The following is a 17,692-nucleotide window of genomic DNA, read 5'->3' as shown; positions in this document are numbered from 1 at the left end:
CATGCCGACGATTGCAGACAAAAGTGATGAACAAAAAGACGCTGAAGCCGCAGTCAAGGGTTTCAGCGAGAATCTTGGACCGTTCGTGGTTGCCGCCGAGACAACGCGAATGGCAATGGTGTTTACGGATGCAAAAGACCCTGATCATCCGATTATCTTTGCCAATGATAGTTTTTTGGACCTGACCGGTTATGACCGGGATGAAGTCCTTGGCCAGCACTTCAATTTTCTGTTGGCGCACGTCACGGATGCCGCCGTGTTGGCCGCCATCAAGTCTGAATTTGCAAGCCACTCTGATCATAGCTCCGAAGTGCTCTATCGACGCAAAGATGGAAGTGAATTTTGGGCGGCGATGTTTGTCAGTCCCGTGAAGGATGAAGCGGGTAAAACTGTTCAACACTTTGCGTCATTGGTGGATCTAACCAAACACAAGGAAGAACAAGCACATTCCAAGATGCTCATCGAGGAGCTCAATCACCGCGTCAAGAATACGCTTGCGACTGTTCAATCGATTGTCTGGCAAGCATTGCGCATGGATTCTGATGCTAAAACCATTCAGCAAGCCATTGAGTCACGGCTGCAGGCCCTTTCACGTTCTCACGATCTTTTGACGCGGCAGAATTGGAAGGACACAGGTTTAATCGAAGTGATCACGGATGCCTTGGAACCATTTGGCATGACAGGCAGCCGCGCAGAACATATTTCAATCAGGGGTGCCAATGTTCTTTTCTCACCCAAGATTGCCCTCGCTCTGGGGATTGCATTTCACGAACTGGCAACCAATGCCGTGAAGTATGGCGCGTTTTCCAATGAAACGGGCTCTGTATCGATCGACTGGGAAACCAGGGAAACAACGGAAGGCCGGCGACTGGTGTTGGGATGGCACGAAAAAAATGGTCCTCTTGTCGTCCAACCGCTTCGACGAGGATTTGGTTCGCGCATGATTGAAACAGGATTATCTCAGGCGGTAGGAGGCACAGTTCACCTTGAGTATCCGGCAGAAGGCCTGTTGTGTGTCATGAATTTTCCAGCGCCAAGCGTAGCTCCAAATGGATAAATTGCTTTCCGATCGCCGGCTTCTGGTCGTGGAGGATGAGATGCTCATTCTCATGATGATTGAAGACATGCTTTCCGACCTCGGATGTACGTCTGTGACGACCGCAGCGTCGAACGAACAGGCAATTATACTGATTGGTGCGCAGTCCTTCGACGCGGCCATGTTGGATATGAATTTGAACGGCCAAAAAAGTCAGCGGGTAGCTGATGCCCTTATTAGCCACAAAGTACCCTTTGTCTTTTCCACGGGAAACAGCTCTCATGACGTTTGGGACGGTTATGCAAACCATGCAGTCATCAGAAAGCCCTTTTTGTTCAATCAGTTGGTCGATGAGTTGACGAAACTGCTGCGCCCTTAAAGCGGGGCGGCTTGCTCATTTCAGCAAATTTTCTGTCAAACGTATTCTGAAGTTTATCAAATTAGGACCGCCTCGAAGCGGAACTTTGACTGCTGCGAGCGGTTAACTCCCTGGGTGATCGAAACTTCGATCGCGAAACAGGAGATATTTATGAAACGTTTTATAATCGCGCTCGGCGCTCTTTCGCTTCTTTCAACGGCCTACGCTCAGGAAACCCCGAAAGCGTCTCCGGACGCGATGAAGCCGGCCATCGCAACCCCCGACAGTTCGAATGCTGCAGCTCCTGTTCCTGGCAAAAACAGCTTTACTGCTGGACAGGCAAAAGAGCGTTTGGAAGCGAAGGGATACACGGATGTGACGGCCTTCAACAAGGGTGATGATGGCATTTGGAGCGCCTCGGCGATGAAGGATGGCAAGGTGGTCCAAGTCAAGCTCGACTATCAGGGCAACATCACCGAAGCCAGTAAATGAACCTAGCCAGAACAATAATTCTCAGGGAGACTTCAATGGAAAATGTAACAGGACTATATGACGACTATGACGACGCACGTACCGTCGTTACCGCGCTTGAAAATGCGGGCATTTCTTCCGTTAACATCAGTATTGTTGGCAGGGAGGATAAAGCCAATGGATCAAATGCCGGCGAGGGTGCAGCGACCGGAGCTGGCCTTGGTGCTGTCGTGGGCGGTGCCGGCGGATTGCTAGCGGGTCTCGGCATGCTGGCTATTCCAGGTGTCGGTTCGTGTAGAAGGCGAACAGATTGACGTTGCCCGCTCTATCATCAACGACAATGATCCCGTTGATTTGAAGGTTCGCCGTGCAATGTACCGGGAAGAAGGATGGAATGAGTTTGACGAATCCAGCCCCGAATATACCAAGGAAGAAGCGGCGAGAGAGCGCAATAGGCTGCGTGATATGCCCAATATGATGCCGTAATACGGTGTTGTAAAATGAGATCAATGAGTGCGTCGCATATGCGGCGCGCTTTTTTAACAATACTATACGCTGTCAATAATTTCCCCTGCACGATAAAGGACCGTGCGTGTACTAACCTCAAGATTGGATTCGCGCCGCCAGGCCACAACGCCGTTATGTTGTGAAGCTAATTTCTTTGCCGCCTGCAGCGCCTCTTCCTCTGATTTAAAGCCTATCGGCTCACCCACCGTAAAAAGTTCACCAGCATCACCTTGGTCGAATATTACGACCTCAAAATGTATGAGACTTGACATTCTACCTCCATTTGGCCCGCAGCTTTGATTTGAACCTCCCTGGGAAAAGCTGACAAAGGTTACGCAGGAGCTGCCCGGTTTTGGAGGAACGAACGCGGACCAGATTGGTTCCATAGCCCGCAAAACCAGCTTATATGAGACTGCTGCTGTTCACTTGACGGTGCGGCGCATTTCTATGGAAGGCGCATTGGTTTGGGCGTTTACGTCCGAATATCAGGGCCAACCGATGAGACGGGAACTTTGTGCTATCACCGGGGTTGCTACTATTATCGGTGCATGCATTCAAAAATCACCCGTTAAATGCATGGCACCCGGCATTGCAAGGAACGCCCCATGATTTCGTCAGTTACGATTACGGTCGTAGTCGAGATAAAACCTGACGCTTGGTCAGGCTATCTGGAAAATCTGCCCTGCCTGCTGAAACGCGCACGCGGGTTTCCGGGTCTTCAGGACATTCGGATCCTGGAACACAAGGGCCATCCAAACAAATTGTTGTTCATCGAAAAATGGGACACCGAAGCGGATTATAACGCCTATCTTTCCCAGTGCGCAGAACAAGACAACACAGCGGCGGGAATATTCATCAGCCCTTATATAGTGTGCCCCATTACAGATGTTTGGGCAATGGATATGTCCGGGACCTAAAACAATCGCGGATCATTTGGGGAAACAATACTGCAAGTGAGGCCCCAAAGGTGATTTGGGGTGCACAGACATCGATTACGCGTCGCCCGTCCGCTGGGAACGGAAATAATGTTCGGCATGTTGATAATAATTTTCTGCCTCGATGTTATTTCCAACGAGTGCTTCTGCGCGCGCCTGCGCAAGATAACGCTGGTAATTCAGCTGCGCTTTTTGATGGCGTGGCGATTGCAGGGTTGCGGCGTTGTTGGCCATTGGCGCAGAATGGACCTGCGCCATGGTTGATTTTGTCTGGTTCATATTCATGATTGTCTTGAGCCCGTGGGCTCTCTCCTGTGAGGGGATGATAAGTCTGCGATATCCAAATGTCGGATTGCCGAACATTGAATTCGGTCAATTAATCTGATCGGCTACGATCCGGCGCAGTTCTTGTCTCGTAAATCCTGAATAAGCCGGTTTCACGGGTTTGGTTGTTGGCTTCTCGGGTCGATCGTAGTGACTAGAGCGCATTTGGATGGGCTGCACCGTGGCAGCTTTCGATTGAATGATTTCTTGCATAGTGGTCCGTTACTGCTGCGATAAAATGGGCGCAGCGTTCTTTGTTAAATTATGTCATTTGGTAACTGATGATGAACTGCATACCGACCTGCAGCAGGTAGTGTAATTTTCGATAGGGAAAATGCGCGCTCATCAGAGAACTGCAAAGACAGCCGGGATAAGTTCATCGGCTTGTCAACCATATGATCATCCCGCATGTTCATTTCAAGACCAACAGGATCACGACGCCGGAATCATTGAGAACCCACCTTCCTTATCGATAGGCGGAGTGGATGGCTTCGTAGAAACTGATCCAGAAGAGCCGCCCATCGCAATGGTCGCCCCGCAGAACAGCAGGCAATCGGTCATCGTGAAGCGGAGAAGGCTTGTCTTTTTCGTAAAGCACTTTCTGGAATGAACGAGGCTTGATGCAGATCATGCTTTGGGGACGTGGGACCACATCAAGCCTCTGCCGAACGAGTAGCCCGACACTTAACAACACTCAGGATCGATATAGGTTCCGGGGCAGTGGAAGATGCCAGCGTGCAGACTATGCCGTCGCATGTTCTGTTGGCTCCGTACCGGCAAGTACACCCAAATTACTTCGGGCCTGTCTGGGGTTGCCATGGATGAGACATGGCGAATGATTGTATCCTCGTCGCACAATCCAAGCGCGAGCGGTCCATGACCAATAAAGGCTGGACCACCGGTCTTTGTTTTATTGCAAACCGAGCCTTTTCACCAATTGATCAAAAGACGCCCGGGCGAGCGCCAAATCTTCGGGTGAATGAATTCCATGAAATTTAGGAATGTCCATGGGATGCTCCTCTAAAGACGGGCGGGGGCGTCAATGATCTCTCAAGCGCCAGCAGCCGAAAGATGGCTGGCAACATGCCAATTCTATCCCTATTTATGGCTTTTACAAATGAGATGGGCCAGACCGAGGCGTAAGCGACATAGCTTTCTTGTCTTCGTCATCCTTTTGACCATTAGAATATCTGGCGGCGGAACTTTAACGACCAAGGCACGTTGGGAGGTATGAGTAACTTATCCTTTCGACATGTGACGATCAAATCGCTGCGGTCCAACCGACTGCTGAATATTGCTTCGGTGAAGGATGCCTCTGACGTCCTTACATTGAGCTGGCCAAGCCATGGAAAGAAAAAGCTCGTTGCAGCGAAGAAGGCCTGTTCAGATGCCTTTGACGGCAAAATATCGGCGGACGAAGTGCGCACCGCTTTTATCGCTGCCGCGAAGGAAGTGGATATTTTCATTTGGGAAAAAACCGGACATGTCCATTGATCCTGAGTGCTGTTTCAACATTGCTTTGAGGTTGACGGTTCTGTTACCTCCCAAATCATTTCCGCAAAATGCATCTTAATTTCATGGCCGACGTTCAGTTGTCGGCTGATCCATGCTGGGAAGTGGCTGATTGGCCCCTTGCTTTGCCATTGGGAAGAACCAGAATAGCCATGCCAGCGTAAGGGTAAATATTGCGAGGCCGATAATAATGTGTTGTAGGCGCATCTAAGCTTCCTTCCCTTAAGGAAACAATGACCGCCAAGGATGGTTCCTTTTTCGGCCGCTTGATATCCGGCACTGGCATAAAAAATCGCTTGGCCATGGACGCTCAGAAGTTCAGCCGAACAAACGTGCCGGGAACTCCACGTCAATCTCGGCGTTTCATGTGAGAACATTAAGGAGCGTACAAAATGAAGAATTCGGCCCCTCCAGAACGAACGAGCGATGAAGCAGACGCCAACCAGATCCGTATGGCGAAGAAAGAGGGAGAAGCTTATCACCACTCTCTTCGCTATATGGCGGAAGAAGTTGCCGACAACGGAGATAAGAAACGGGCTGGCGGTTACATTGTGGCTTATGCCCAGGAGCGGGCGGAAGGCATGTATATGCCTGACAAGAATGGCAATCTCAAATGGTCGGAGCCAACGGAAGAAAATTGCCATCTCGAAATATCGGTCAGCGATGCCGGCGACAAGCGTTTCATTCCCTATTTGACGGTTACAGCAACTCTTGTGCCAAGCAGCGGCAACGTTATCGGACCGATTGAAATACCTTTCGTATGGCATCCTGGTCTTTATCATTATGGCCGCAACGTCCGTGTACCCGGAGATGGTCACTATGCATTACGCATCAGTATCGAACCGCCCACTTTTATGCGCCACGACAAGATAAATGGACGGCGCTATGCAGAGAGAGTGGACGTTGAATTTGAGAAAATCAAAATCAAAACCGGGCGGGAATGACGCATTCTGGAAATTCACCGTTCGATATTTGTGAATTTTAAATGAGAAGCTTTCTAAAACAGGTCTTAAAAACTTCAAATAACACAACATTGCGAAACGCTGTTGCTTGTTGGGAAGACGATTTCCAAAGCCGGTATCTATTGAATATGCATTGCCCAATGAACGATCAAAGCAAGAAAAAAGAACCACATCGCTTCATCCCAATACGATAGATTTCCGAATTTTGCAGGTTCGCGGAAGCGCAATGCTATTCCACATGATATGCCACCACTCAGCACAAGCATGATATAGAGGGACCTCCAGAAACCCCACGGTAATGGGCTCTGCGCGCCGGCAAAACCGAGGATGATCAGAATTTTCCAGGCAAAACGCGTGATTACCAGCCGAGTCTGAACATCAAGATGCTTCCACCATTTAGATAAATTTGAAAACATCGCGTTCCCCGAATGGCTCAATACATCAATTGACCGAACCGCATCTTTAGTAATGATTTCATACTGTGTTAGTTGCGAAGGTGAGGACAATTCGAGAATCCAGAGTCGAACAAGTTTACCCAGACTATGACGACGCATCGCTTGCTTCGGCAAGCCTCATTCCTCACAACCACCTCTCAAGGAACAAATTCCTTTCCTGTTCGTTGCTGTGGAATGTTTAGGCCGGCGCTTCTGGGAGGATAATGTCGTGGCGAAAAAAATCAGGGATTCAGAAAAGGATCCCGTCGTTGGAACCTCGAAGCCAAAGCTTTTAAGTGTATTGGGACCGGGCATTATTACGGGTGCGGCGGATGACGATCCCAGCGGCATCGCCACTTATTCTCAGGCCGGAGCGCAATTCGGATTTGCAATAACATGGACCATGCTGTTCAGCTATCCGCTGATGGCCGCCATTCAGGAAATCAGCGCCCGGATAGGACGCACGACGGGCCATGGCATCGCGACAAATCTGCGAACATATTATCCTCCCTGGATTTTGCCGGTTATCGTCGCTCTTCTTTTCATCGCCAATACGATCAATATCGGTGCTGATCTCGGGGCTATGGGCGATGCGGTCGGACTGCTCATCGGCGGGAACGTCGCACTTTATGTGGTTCTGTTCGCCCTTCTCAGCGCATGCCTGCAGATATTCCTTCAGTACGCACGCTACGTCTCCATATTGAAATGGCTGACATTTTCGCTGTTTGCCTATTTCGGGACGGTGATGGTTGTGAAAATACCCTATGGCGAGCTGGCGTACGGTTTTTTTGTTCCGACGTTTTCGGCAGACACGGCATTCTGGACGACGGTCGTGGCCATTCTGGGCACAACCATCAGCCCCTATCTTTTCTTCTGGCAGGCCTCGCAGGAGGTGGAAGACGAAAGGGAGAGCGCGTCCCGCCAGCCTCTCGTTGATGCACCGGAACAGTCGAAGGGTGCCATCCATCGCATTCGCTGGGATACCTATGTCGGCATGGGCTTCTCGAGCCTGGTCGCCCTGGCCATCATGGTGACGACCGCTGCAACCCTGCATGTGGCGGGGAAAACAGACATACAAACATCGGCTCAGGCAGCAGAGGCGCTCAAACCGATTGCCGGCCAGTTTGCCTTCACAATCTTTGCGCTGGGCATTATTGGAACCGGCCTGCTCGCAATCCCTGTCCTGGCGGGATCGGCAGCATATGCCTTGGGTGAAGCCCGCAAATGGCCGATTGGGCTTGCGCGCAAGCCGAAGGAAGCAAAAGCGTTTTACGCAACCATTGCAGCGGCGACACTCATTGGCATTCTCGTTGATTTTTCGCCCATCGACCCCATCAAGGCATTGTTCTGGAGCGCCGTCATCAATGGCATCGTATCCGTCCCGGTCATGGTGATGATGATGTTGATGACGGCCAGAACCGACATCATGAAGAAGAACACCGTAAAGGGTCCGCTTTGCTGGATAGGCTGGCTCGCCACGGTCGTTATGGCTGCTGCCGTGATTGGCATGGTTTTGACTTCGTTCTTGTGATTGGTTTAGCGCATGCGGTGACTTATTCCAAACTTGAAAAGCGGAATGCCTCCGCACAAATTGCTGCGGAGGCACTCGTTTACGTCAAGGCAACATCATAAATTATTTAGCGGAATGCTTATGGGCTTCCGTTGTTGACTTATGCGCTTTTTCGCTGTGATCATGCGCCGCCGTTGAGTGATGCTTGGCCTCTTCGTTCTTGCCATGGGTGTGGGCATGTGCGGCTTCACGGTGATGGTGGGCAGCAGCAGCATGATGCCCTGCTGCGGTATGATGATGTTCATTTGAGGGATGGTTGGTAGGCATATTATCCTCCTTGGTTTCCCTTGGTCATGCCAAGGCATGACTCAACCCCTCAATCAGATGGTAGTTCCATCACTTTCTCGCAGCGACGCTCAACGCGACTGAATTGCGCGAATGGTAATCGCACCTTTGAGCCAACGTTTTCCCTATTTGCTCTGTCAAGAATGAATGGCTGGATAGAAGGCAAACGATCGGATAGGGGGTCGACCGCCGAAAAAATGTTCGGGTGAACGCAACATCTAACAATGTAGACCTTTGAGATAATCTTCCAGATCAATCCCGGAAGAATAACCTCGCTTCTCGCGCTGACTTTGTTACCACCCGCCATCAACGTAAACGCCACGTCATTTGCGTGGTTATGGCAAAGGTGATCTGCTGCTTCCAGTTCTCCCTTGAAAAACCGAGATATCGGGGAAATACCACGACGTAGCTTGGTAAGTTTTTACGCGGCCTGTGGCAGCCGCGACGTAAAGGTTGCCCGCGTGATCGCGACAGTCGTCCCGTTAGGACTGCTGTCGATGTTCATTTGAGCATCAAGCTGCTTCACCAGGGCTTGCACAATAGCCGTTCCCAATCCACCAACACTTTCAGCTTCGAAAATTGTGTTCTTGCCGATCCCATTGTCGGAGACGGTCAGTTTCCAGTCGGCCTTTGCGATCTCGTAGGTGACCATGATGGCATCCCCATCTTTGCTTATTGGGAAGGCATATTTGATGGCGTTGATAACCAGTTCAGTCACGATCAATCCAAGACTGACAGCCTTGTCTGATCCAATCGAAGCCTTGTCCGATGTCGACTCAACGCTGATAGGCTTAGTCTCTCCGATCATCGAAGAAGCCAGACTACTGCACAGTTTTGACAGATACGAGCTGACTTCGATCTGGTCGATGCCATTGAACGTGTGCAAATGGCGTTGAACCTCGGCCACCGACATCACCCGTTGATGTGCATCCTCAAGATGCAATCGCGTCTCGTCCGACGTGACGGCCCGCGCTTTCAGCAGCAATATGCTTGCTATGATCTGCAAGCTGTTGGCGACACGGTGCTGCATTTCCTGAAGCAGCATGTCTTTTTGCCGTAAGAGCTCTTCGGTCTGTTTTAGAAGATCGTCCTTCTCCCGCTCAATCACACGGCGTTCTGTCACATCGGTAAAGGCAAGCAGGATCGTTGAAATGCTCGTATCGTCGTAAAGTACTTTGCGGGCATTGAGGAGCATGGTCCTCCTGCCGATATGAGGAAAGTCATGCTCCACCTCGAAACCATCCATCGCTGTTTTCTCGGGGATGATGGTTTCCAGAAGAATTCGTAGGGCAGGGATGTCCCATTGCCCGTCGCCGAGTGAGTAGAGCAACTTTCCATGCGTATGTTCAGGATTAACCATGAACGCAGCGTAAAATGAGCGGCTCGCAGCCAAGACATGAAAGTGATCGTCGAGAACGACAAACGGTTCAGGAATCGTATTGACGATTGCCTGGGCGAGTTTCTGCGCATCTTCAATATTCTGAAGGTTGATCATGAAACAAAGTCGAACCGATCTGGATGAAATAGCGCGTGTCAAATTCTCTGCCTATATGATCCCTAGGGATGATAGACCGTTCCTCTCCCGATGTCGCGAAAGCATTTCAATGGAATGATCACTCTTTCACCGCGGCGGCAAACTGGCGATTATGGGAGCGAGGCCTGGGAGTATCGAAGGATGAAGTTCGACGATGGCTCAACCAGACCTCTGCCACGAGTAAGAACTCCCAAATCTCACTCCCGGTACTATATAAACTAAAGTATTCGCTAAACGTTCCAATACCCAGGTGCGATGGAAGCTGAAGTCTTCGGCATCGGATGTGAGGTCGGAATTCCTCGAAGAAGGCATGTCGAAGTTTGTCACATGTTGCGGGTCGTCATACTGGCTTGATGGTGACGTTGAAAAACGGCTTCTGGAACAAGACTTTTCAAGCCCACTGTGTCTTATCTTAGTGCTTGTTTTCTCGTTCGGAACAAAACTACGGCAAAGGCATTCAGCTACATAAGTGAAAGGAGCGTTCCCATGCCGCGTGCCAATTGGAAGGGATACCTGAAGATTGCAGAACTGACCTGTCCAGTTGCGCTTTATACAGCTGCATCCACGTCGGATCGTATTGCTTTTCATACATTGAACCGTTCAACGGGCCATCGCGTCCGACGACAATATATTGACAGTGAAACGGGAAAACCCGTCGAAACGGAGGACCAGGTCAAAGGTTACGAGGTTGGAAATGATGATTACGTTGTGCTCGAGCCGGATGAAGTTGCGTCGGCAGTTCCAGCCAGCGACAAAACGTTGCTGATTGATGTTTTTGTCAAATCCGATGGCATTGATGATGTTTATTTGGACAAGCCCTATTATTTGTCACCGTCTGACACGTCCGCGATGGAAGTCTTCGATTTGATCCGGGAAGGGATGAAATCAGCAAAGTCTGCTGCTTTGGCATGCACGGTGCTATTCCGGCGAATGCGCACCATACTCATTCAGCCTCACGGGCGTGCACTAATCGCCACGACCCTTAATTTTGAATACGAGGTTCGTTCGGCCAAAGAAGCTTTCGGCGTCATTCCCGAGATGGAAATCAGCAGTGAGATGCTGGATTTGGCTATACACATTATCGAGACAAAAAAAGGCACGTTCGATCCGCACAGATTTGATGACCGCTACGAGGCTGCGCTTGGCGAAATGATCAAGTCGAAGCTGGAGGGCAAAACGATCAAGCCTCCAAAAGCGGCCAGCGAAGGCAAGGTGGTTGATCTCATGGAAGCCCTGCGACAGAGCGCCGGCATGAAAAAAGCCGGATCAGCGCGCGCGAAGTCCGCAAAGCCAACAGCGTCGGGGCGAAAGAAGGCGAGCTGACCCATGGCCGTATTGGAAACATACCGCCAGAAACGTGATTTTGCGAAGACACGTGAACCGAAGGGTTCAAAGGCAAGAAAGTCCGGCAACAGTTTTGTCATTCAGAAACATGACGCTACTCGTCTTCACTATGATTTGCGGCTGGAGATGGATGGTGTGATGAAAAGCTGGGCTATTACGCGCGGTCCCAGTCTTATGCCGAGCGAAAAGCGTCTTGCCGTGCATGTGGAAGATCATCCGATCGAGTACAATACATTTGAGGGCACCATCCCCAAGGGCGAGTATGGCGGCGGCACGGTCATCATCTGGGACAAGGGATATTGGACACCTGTCGATGACGCGGCCAAGGGGTATCGGAAAGGCCATCTCGAATTCGAGCTGCACGGCGAGAAACTGCATGGACGATGGCACCTTGTGCGGATGCAGCGCAGGCCAAAGGAAAAACGGGAAAACTGGCTGCTTATCAAGTCAGACGACGATGCCGCGCGAAAAGGAGGTGAGCCGGATATACTCGAGGAGCGTCCAGAATCGGTAAAATCTGGCAGGGAGATTGATGACGTGGCCGGACAAGCGCCGGGCTGGTCATCCAAAACAGGAAAGATCAACAAAAAGAAGAAAGAAACAATCTCGAAAAAACCACGGAAGTCAAAGATTGAAAATATCGATCTGGATCCGTCCAAGCTGAACGGAGCCAAAACGGGTTCTCTGCCCCGTTTTGTAGTGCCTGCACTGGCTACGCTGTCGCAAAAGCCGCCTGTCGGCGACCAATGGATTCACGAAATCAAGTTCGATGGCTATCGGTTGCAGGCGCATATCCAGGCAGGAAACGTGAAGCTGTTCACCCGAAGCGGGCTGGATTGGACTGCGAAATTCGGCAAGCAACTGACAGCGGCGTTCCAGGCACTGCCAATCGGGAACGCTCTCATCGATGGCGAACTCATTGTCGAGACCGCATCTGGAGCGTCAGATTTTTCCGCTTTGCAGGTGGCACTCAGCAATGGGGAAACCGACCACTTTCGCTTCTATGCCTTCGATCTGCTTTATCTCGATGGCTATAATATTAAATCCGTCCCGCTCATCGGACGAAAAGCGCTTCTGCAGCGGATCATCGGCGTAGATGCTGGCCTGATCAACTACAGTGACCACTTTGACGAGGCGGGCCATCTTGTTCTGTCGCATGCCTGCCGTCTCAGTCTTGAAGGCATTGTCTCCAAACTGCGCGATGCACCCTATCCATCCGGTAGGGGGAAAACATGGATCAAATCCAAATGCTCGTTGCGGCAGGAATTTGTTATTGCAGGGTTTACGTCGTCATCAACGTCGCGCAAGGCAATTGGCTCGCTCGTGCTTGGGGTCTATGCAAAAGGCAAATTGCAGCACGTGGGGCGTGTTGGAACCGGTTTTACCACACGTTTGGCAGAGGAGCTCTTTCGCCAGCTGAGCGGGCTTCGTATTGATAAGAGTCCGTTTGCTGAAAGGCTCGATGCCCTTGAAAGCAGAAATCTCCGCTTCATCAGACCGGTCCTCGTGGCGGACGTCGAGTTTCGTGGATGGACCGCTGATGGAAGTCTACGCCACGCTTCGTTCCGCGGACTGCGGGAGGACAAGCGTGCAAAGGACGTCGTGAGGGAAACACCCAAAATGTATGGCACATCAAAGCAACCGAAACGCACCGTGACACTCACACATCCTGACCGCATCTACTGGCCGGATGCGGGTGTGACCAAGGAAGGTCTTGCCGACTATTATACGGAAGTATGGCGCTACATCGAACCTTTCGTTGTTGGCAGACCGTTGGCGCTATTGCGCGGGCCTTCCGGCACCGACAGCCAGCTATTCTTCCAAAAGCACGCATGGAAAGGTTTGAACGAGCATATCGATCTGATCAAGGATCCGAAGGAAAAGTCAGGGGAGCCGCTGATCAGCATCAATGACCTCGATGGGCTGATTGCCCTCGTTCAGTCGGCGGTCCTTGAAATCCATCCATGGGGCTCGACAGTCAAGGATTGGGAACACCCCGATATGATTGTCATGGATCTTGATCCCGGTCCTGAGGTTGAATGGCAGGCCGTCATTGACGCCGCCCTTGAAACCAAAACCCGACTGGAACAATTCGGGCTTGCACCGTTCGTCAAGACTTCAGGGGGAAAGGGTCTGCATGTGGTTGCGCCACTCCTGCCGAAGGCGACATGGCCAGCTGTAAAGACTTTCACCAAAGCAGTTGCCGAAGCCATGGCAACTGATGCTCCAGATCGTTATGTCGCAACAGTTACCAAATCCAAACGGCAGGGTAAAATCCTGATCGATTACCTGCGCAACCAAAGAGGCGCGACAGCGGTGGCACCCTATTCGACGCGAGCACGTTCTGGCGCTCCTGTTTCCATGCCGCTCGACTGGGGGGAACTTGATCTTTCAATTGGGCCTGCCTATTTCACCGTCAATAACGCCGTTGCACGCATCGGCGCCTTGTCCAGCGATCCATGGCAGGATTTTCGTAAATCCGCCAAACCGCTGCCCGCGGCAAAAACAATGCGCATGAAGGGCTGATACTCCTCTAGATCCCAATATGCGATCAACGTTTCTTCGAGCCCTTGCTTTCGGATGCCAGACTTTTCTTCAGCGCATCCATGATATTCACCACATTGCTCGCCTGTTGGGGCTCTGCCTGAGCTTTTGGATACTTCTTTCGTCCCTTCTTTCTTGCGCTGATGATGTCGAGCAAGCGCTCCTGGACGGGATCACTGAGCAGGGAAGCATCCCAGGATCTGGTCCGCTCCTTGATGAGCTCGGTCATCAGTCCTAAAGATTTTGCCTCGATTTTCCGGCTTTTCACGGCATCGAAATAGTCCTGCTCGTTGCGGACTTCGTCGCCATAGCGAAGGGTCCAGACGACAATGCCCCTGTCACGCGGCTCCAGCATGACAGCACGTTCGCGGCGATAAAGCACAAGGCGTGAGATGCCGACTGTCTTCGTAGCGGCCATGGCATCTCTGATAACCGAGAAAGCTTCTTCGCCGACGGGATCATCGGGCAGGAGGTAATGAGGTTTGTCGAGCCATATCCACTCAAGGCTACCGTGGGGCACAAACATATCGATGTTTATCGTGCGTGTGCTTTCCAGGCCGATCGCCTGCAACTCCTCGTCTTCCAGTATGATATATTCGTCTTCGCCGCGCTGATACCCTTTGACCTGCTCGTCATCGTCGACAGTTTTCCCGCTGACTGAATCGATATATTCACTGACGACGCGGTTCCCGGTTTTGCGATTGAGCGTGTGAAAACGGACTTTCTCATTGTCGGTCGTTGCCGGCATCATCGTCACCGGACACGTGACAAGCGAAAGCTTCAGATAGCCTTTCCAGAAAGTGTGCGTGGCCATAGCGGTACTCCGGCAATTATCAAAAACGACTAGGTATCCGATCGGTTCCAAAACCACTTGGTAATCAGCGCGACGCGATCGGCCATGCCCACGTCCTGGGCTGACTTGTTCATAGCCAGTAGATAGACGCAATATCAACCCAATTGAGACCGACGAACGTTCCTGCCACCGCGACACATTTCGCAATGATACAGATTCGTCCGTTTTATTGCGTCGACTTCAAATCGGATTTTCGCGCAAAGATTGGCACCAATCCACATCTTGCCTATCCTGTATCAAGGGTAGGTTCAGTATCCCTTCATGACTACATTCTTTTGATTTCCTCCGCAATTTAAAACATACTCGGCTCATCTCTCGAACGACTGTGGGCATCCTCTGGTTCGAGAGCTTTCATGCCAAGTTACGTACCTTTGGTTCACGAGCCCAATAACGTTTGGATGCAGCCTCCACGAAGCCCTTACTTGTCTCCACAACGCCTTCATCAGGTGTTATGCCCGCCTTATCAAGTAGTGGCTTGGAGTCGGCCACGTATCCAATAGCTTTCAGATGACTGAAGGCGTCCCTCACCCATTGAACTGCTGCTCCGTCCCTTAATAGAGTTTCCGTTGCGGCTTCCGTAGTCAGAACCGCTACTGCATCAAACAATTGCGAGGGTGAACCCTGCAGCTGGCCGTCAACTTTGATTTTCTTGCCATCCGATAGCGTTGGTCCACCGATCTTCGGAGCGATCAACACCAAGGTGGCTCCGGCTTTCTCGACTGTTTTCCTGAGGGTCGTCAGAGCTGCTGCGTCTGTTCCATCCGCTATAAGTACCGCGATCGTTCGACCAATCAAAGTCTCCTTCATATTGCCGTGGATACTCAGGGCAGGTGAGGAGCCCATGTCGATAGGCGCTCGTGCTGCCGCGTTTTTTTGAGGGAGCTTTATGCCCAGACCGTCCGCGACGCGTTTCGCCAAATCCTCGTCGACGTTGCGCAAATTGGCCACCATCCGTGGCGGAACCTGCTCTAGAGCCACCTTCGACAACTCGAAGACAAATGACGACGCAATATGAGCTTGTTCCGAGGGCTGTTGTGAATGCCAGAATAGCCTGGGCTGGCTGTAATGATCGGCGAATAGTTCGGCGCGAACGCGCAGTTTATCACCCTGTTCGTCATGCTCTGAACGTCCTTCGAACGTGCTGAATCCCGTTACCGGACATTCGCGGGGCCCGCCGTCCTCATTGTGGTTGGCAAGACTATTGGGCTCATAATTTGCGCGTCCCTTTGGAACGTTCATTTGCATCTGTCCATCGCGTTGAAAATTCATGACCGGACATTTCGGCGCATTGATTGGCAACTGATGGAAGTTTGCAGTCCCGAGGCGGGATTTTTGCGTATCCAAATAACTGAATAACCTGCCTTGCAGGAGCGGATCATTGGAGAAATCAATACCGGGAACAATGTTGGCCGGGCAATACGCGACCTGTTCGGTTTCCGCGAAGAAATTGTCAGGATTCCGGTCGAGAACCATCTTCCCGACGAGCTTGATCGGGACGACTTCCTCCGGAATGAGCTTTGTTGCATCTAACACATCATAAGGCTGAGCGTCAGCAAACTCCTGATCAAACAGCTGCAGCCCGAGTTCCCATTCCGGATAGTTGCCGGAATGGATGGACGCCCAAAGATCGCGGCGATGATAGTCATTGTCTGCCGCCTGAAGTTTCAGTGCTTCGTCCCAGACGGTCGACTGAAGGCCAAGCTTCGGCTTCCAATGGAATTTGACAAAAGTGGATTTTCCCGACGCGTTGACAAGCCGGAACGTATGGATGCCGAATCCTTCCATCATGCGCAATGACCGAGGGATGGTGCGATCGGACATGGCCCACATCAGCATGTGTGTGGTCTCCGGCATAAGCGACGCCCAATCCCAAAATGTGTCGTGTGCGCTGCCAGCTTGCGGGAACGCACGATCAGCTTCCATCTTTACCGCATGAACAAGATCCGGAAACTTGATTGCATCCTGAATGAAGAATACGGGAATGTTATTGCCAACGAGATCCCAGTTTCCCTCCTTGGTGTAGAATTTGACGGCAAATCCTCTAACGTCACGCGGGGTGTCAACTGAACCCGCGCCGCCGGCGACTGTGGAGAATCGGGTGAATAGTGGTGTTTTTTCACCTACGCGCTGAAACAGGTCGGCTTTCGTAATGTCAGCCAATGACTCATAGAGTTCGAAGTATCCGTGTGCAGCAGAGCCTCGGGCATGGACAATGCGTTCTGGAATACGCTCGTGATCAAAGTGAAAGATCTTTTCGCGAAGGACGAAATCCTCCAGCAGCGTTGGCCCGCGTTCGCCGGATCTGAGACTATTCTGATTGTCAGTGACGCGAATGCCCTGATTTGTCGTCAGATGATCCGCGGCCTCGTGAGGGCCTTTCTCCGGAACATGCTGATGTGTCTCGCCGCCATTGCCTTTATCCGTGTCGAATGTGCTGGTCATGGGAAAATCCTCCGCGCTTGATCGAATACAATCTAACGACGGATGGAGGGGATGGTTCCTGATGGTGAACACAAAGAGAGAGCGACATATCACTGCACAGTTCGGCGAACAATCTCGCCTTCCACGGGTATCTCACAAACCGGAAGCGAGGATTGTCCTCTTGGTAACCCCGCATCAACATAGAGATTGGTATGATTTGAAAAAAGAGGGCCGGATGGGGCTATACGGGGAACGAATATCTGTGGGCCGCTTGTTGCACGGGAGAGTAATAACTTAGAAAATGTGACCCGGATATGGCTTTTCAAGAAGAGGCATGGCAGTTGCCTTCATCTTCACCTGCCAGGTCTCGTGCTGCACTTAATGCGGCCGTTTGGCTTATGATTAACGCAATGGTAACGGTCAAATCACGAATGTTGTTTTCGATCATCTATTCGTAATAAGTATGATCCTATGCAAACGTCGTTGAGACCGGCCGGAGGCGGGCAATCGCATCGCGTGGTAACGTCCCGATAACGACGGTCTTCTTCAGCTTTTCAGCAAGATTAATGACGTGCTAACCGGCACGACACGTCCTCCCTGTG

16 protein-coding genes and 1 pseudogene are annotated in these 17,692 nt (G+C 51.3%); 10 read left to right on the top strand and 7 right to left on the bottom strand.

All coding sequences use genetic code 11. The features are described 5' to 3' along the window. The first annotated feature begins 1 nt into the window (after position 1). From J1W56_RS22655 to J1W56_RS22640, 4 genes and pseudogenes are all read left to right on the top strand, one after another. On the top strand, positions 2–1,057 hold the full coding sequence (locus J1W56_RS22655; RefSeq protein WP_223615556.1) for an HWE histidine kinase domain-containing protein: 1,056 nt from the start codon (positions 2–4) through the stop codon (positions 1,055–1,057). Continuing rightward, on the top strand, positions 1,050–1,415 hold the full coding sequence (locus J1W56_RS22650) for a response regulator (protein WP_223615555.1): 366 nt from the start codon (positions 1,050–1,052) through the stop codon (positions 1,413–1,415). The genes J1W56_RS22655 and J1W56_RS22650 overlap by 8 nt, the downstream gene beginning before the upstream one ends. A 150-nt stretch (positions 1,416–1,565) precedes the next feature. Next, entirely contained in the window at positions 1,566–1,886 is a 321-nt protein-coding gene (locus J1W56_RS22645) for a PepSY domain-containing protein (protein ID WP_223615554.1), read from the top strand. A 35-nt stretch (positions 1,887–1,921) separates the two neighbouring features. Continuing rightward, a pseudogene (locus J1W56_RS22640) lies at positions 1,922–2,351 on the top strand (general stress protein). A gap of 62 nt (positions 2,352–2,413) precedes the next feature. Here J1W56_RS22640 and J1W56_RS22635 read toward each other — a convergent pair. After that, positions 2,414–2,644: a hypothetical protein gene (locus J1W56_RS22635; protein ID WP_223615553.1), complete on the bottom strand. Its 231-nt coding sequence runs from the start codon at positions 2,642–2,644 to the stop codon at positions 2,414–2,416. A 333-nt stretch (positions 2,645–2,977) separates the two neighbouring features. On the opposite strand from J1W56_RS22635, the gene J1W56_RS22630 reads away from it, so the two are divergent. Continuing rightward, positions 2,978–3,289: a putative quinol monooxygenase gene (locus J1W56_RS22630; RefSeq protein ID WP_223615552.1), complete on the top strand. Its 312-nt coding sequence runs from the start codon at positions 2,978–2,980 to the stop codon at positions 3,287–3,289. A gap of 75 nt (positions 3,290–3,364) precedes the next feature. On the opposite strand, the gene J1W56_RS22625 is transcribed toward J1W56_RS22630, so the two are convergent. Next, complete coding sequence (locus tag J1W56_RS22625) at positions 3,365–3,592, bottom strand: DUF4167 domain-containing protein (protein ID WP_223615551.1); 228 nt, start codon at positions 3,590–3,592, stop codon at positions 3,365–3,367. A 1,293-nt stretch (positions 3,593–4,885) separates the two neighbouring features. On the opposite strand from J1W56_RS22625, the gene J1W56_RS22620 reads away from it, so the two are divergent. Together J1W56_RS22620 and J1W56_RS22615 are read left to right on the top strand one after the other, a co-directional pair. Continuing rightward, positions 4,886–5,125 (top strand): DUF982 domain-containing protein, encoded by a 240-nt coding sequence (locus J1W56_RS22620; RefSeq protein ID WP_223615550.1) that lies wholly within the window; start codon positions 4,886–4,888, stop codon positions 5,123–5,125. A gap of 410 nt (positions 5,126–5,535) precedes the next feature. Continuing rightward, on the top strand, positions 5,536–6,087 hold the full coding sequence (locus J1W56_RS22615) for an iron transporter (RefSeq protein ID WP_223615549.1): 552 nt from the start codon (positions 5,536–5,538) through the stop codon (positions 6,085–6,087). A 137-nt stretch (positions 6,088–6,224) separates the two neighbouring features. Here the strand turns inward: J1W56_RS22615 and J1W56_RS22610 are convergent, their stop codons facing one another. Further along, positions 6,225–6,674, bottom strand: a complete 450-nt coding sequence (locus J1W56_RS22610; RefSeq protein WP_223615548.1) for a hypothetical protein — start codon at positions 6,672–6,674, stop codon at positions 6,225–6,227. A gap of 94 nt (positions 6,675–6,768) precedes the next feature. On the opposite strand from J1W56_RS22610, the gene J1W56_RS22605 reads away from it, so the two are divergent. Beyond that, positions 6,769–8,070 (top strand): Nramp family divalent metal transporter, encoded by a 1,302-nt coding sequence (locus J1W56_RS22605; RefSeq protein WP_223615547.1) that lies wholly within the window; start codon positions 6,769–6,771, stop codon positions 8,068–8,070. A 102-nt stretch (positions 8,071–8,172) separates the two neighbouring features. Here the strand turns inward: J1W56_RS22605 and J1W56_RS22600 are convergent, their stop codons facing one another. Both J1W56_RS22600 and J1W56_RS22595 read right to left on the bottom strand, forming a co-directional pair. Continuing rightward, on the bottom strand, positions 8,173–8,376 hold the full coding sequence (locus J1W56_RS22600) for a hypothetical protein (RefSeq protein WP_223615546.1): 204 nt from the start codon (positions 8,374–8,376) through the stop codon (positions 8,173–8,175). Positions 8,377–8,815: 439 nt separating this feature from the next. Beyond that, entirely contained in the window at positions 8,816–9,889 is a 1,074-nt protein-coding gene (locus J1W56_RS22595; protein WP_223615545.1) for a sensor histidine kinase, read from the bottom strand. Between the two features lie 525 nt (positions 9,890–10,414). Here J1W56_RS22595 and ku (J1W56_RS22590) point away from each other — a divergent pair. Together ku (J1W56_RS22590) and ligD are read left to right on the top strand one after the other, a co-directional pair. After that, the gene (ku, locus tag J1W56_RS22590) at positions 10,415–11,251 is read left to right on the top strand and encodes a non-homologous end joining protein Ku (RefSeq protein ID WP_223615544.1); all 837 of its coding nucleotides are present in this window, start codon (positions 10,415–10,417) and stop codon (positions 11,249–11,251) included. 3 nt (positions 11,252–11,254) lie between these two features. Then, on the top strand, positions 11,255–13,798 hold the full coding sequence (gene ligD / locus J1W56_RS22585; protein ID WP_223615543.1) for a DNA ligase D: 2,544 nt from the start codon (positions 11,255–11,257) through the stop codon (positions 13,796–13,798). Positions 13,799–13,823: 25 nt separating this feature from the next. On the opposite strand, the gene ku (J1W56_RS22580) is transcribed toward ligD, so the two are convergent. Beyond that, entirely contained in the window at positions 13,824–14,630 is an 807-nt protein-coding gene (gene ku / locus J1W56_RS22580) for a non-homologous end joining protein Ku (RefSeq protein WP_223615542.1), read from the bottom strand. A gap of 390 nt (positions 14,631–15,020) precedes the next feature. Beyond that, a complete protein-coding gene (locus tag J1W56_RS22575; RefSeq protein WP_223615541.1) occupies positions 15,021–17,111 on the bottom strand; it encodes a catalase in 2,091 nt (696 codons plus the stop codon). Between the last annotated feature and the right edge of the window lie 581 nt (positions 17,112–17,692).

Source organism: Phyllobacterium calauticae, assembly GCF_019991125.1.
GTDB lineage: Bacteria > Pseudomonadota > Alphaproteobacteria > Rhizobiales > Rhizobiaceae > Phyllobacterium > Phyllobacterium calauticae.
This window is presented reverse-complemented; position numbering and strand designations above follow the sequence as displayed.

Coding starts and splice junctions, on each gene's coding strand:
- J1W56_RS22655 (WP_223615556.1), top strand. CDS start 2: ATGCCGACGATTGCAGACAAAAGTGATGAACAAAAAGACGCTGAAGCC.
- J1W56_RS22650 (WP_223615555.1), top strand. CDS start 1,050: ATGGATAAATTGCTTTCCGATCGCCGGCTTCTGGTCGTGGAGGATGAG.
- J1W56_RS22645 (WP_223615554.1), top strand. CDS start 1,566: ATGAAACGTTTTATAATCGCGCTCGGCGCTCTTTCGCTTCTTTCAACG.
- J1W56_RS22635 (WP_223615553.1), bottom strand. CDS start 2,644: ATGTCAAGTCTCATACATTTTGAGGTCGTAATATTCGACCAAGGTGAT.
- J1W56_RS22630 (WP_223615552.1), top strand. CDS start 2,978: ATGATTTCGTCAGTTACGATTACGGTCGTAGTCGAGATAAAACCTGAC.
- J1W56_RS22625 (WP_223615551.1), bottom strand. CDS start 3,592: ATGAATATGAACCAGACAAAATCAACCATGGCGCAGGTCCATTCTGCG.
- J1W56_RS22615 (WP_223615549.1), top strand. CDS start 5,536: ATGAAGAATTCGGCCCCTCCAGAACGAACGAGCGATGAAGCAGACGCC.
- J1W56_RS22600 (WP_223615546.1), bottom strand. CDS start 8,376: ATGCCTACCAACCATCCCTCAAATGAACATCATCATACCGCAGCAGGG.
- J1W56_RS22595 (WP_223615545.1), bottom strand. CDS start 9,889: ATGATCAACCTTCAGAATATTGAAGATGCGCAGAAACTCGCCCAGGCA.
- ku (WP_223615544.1), top strand. CDS start 10,415: ATGCCGCGTGCCAATTGGAAGGGATACCTGAAGATTGCAGAACTGACC.
- ligD (WP_223615543.1), top strand. CDS start 11,255: ATGGCCGTATTGGAAACATACCGCCAGAAACGTGATTTTGCGAAGACA.
- ku (WP_223615542.1), bottom strand. CDS start 14,630: ATGGCCACGCACACTTTCTGGAAAGGCTATCTGAAGCTTTCGCTTGTC.
- J1W56_RS22575 (WP_223615541.1), bottom strand. CDS start 17,111: ATGACCAGCACATTCGACACGGATAAAGGCAATGGCGGCGAGACACAT.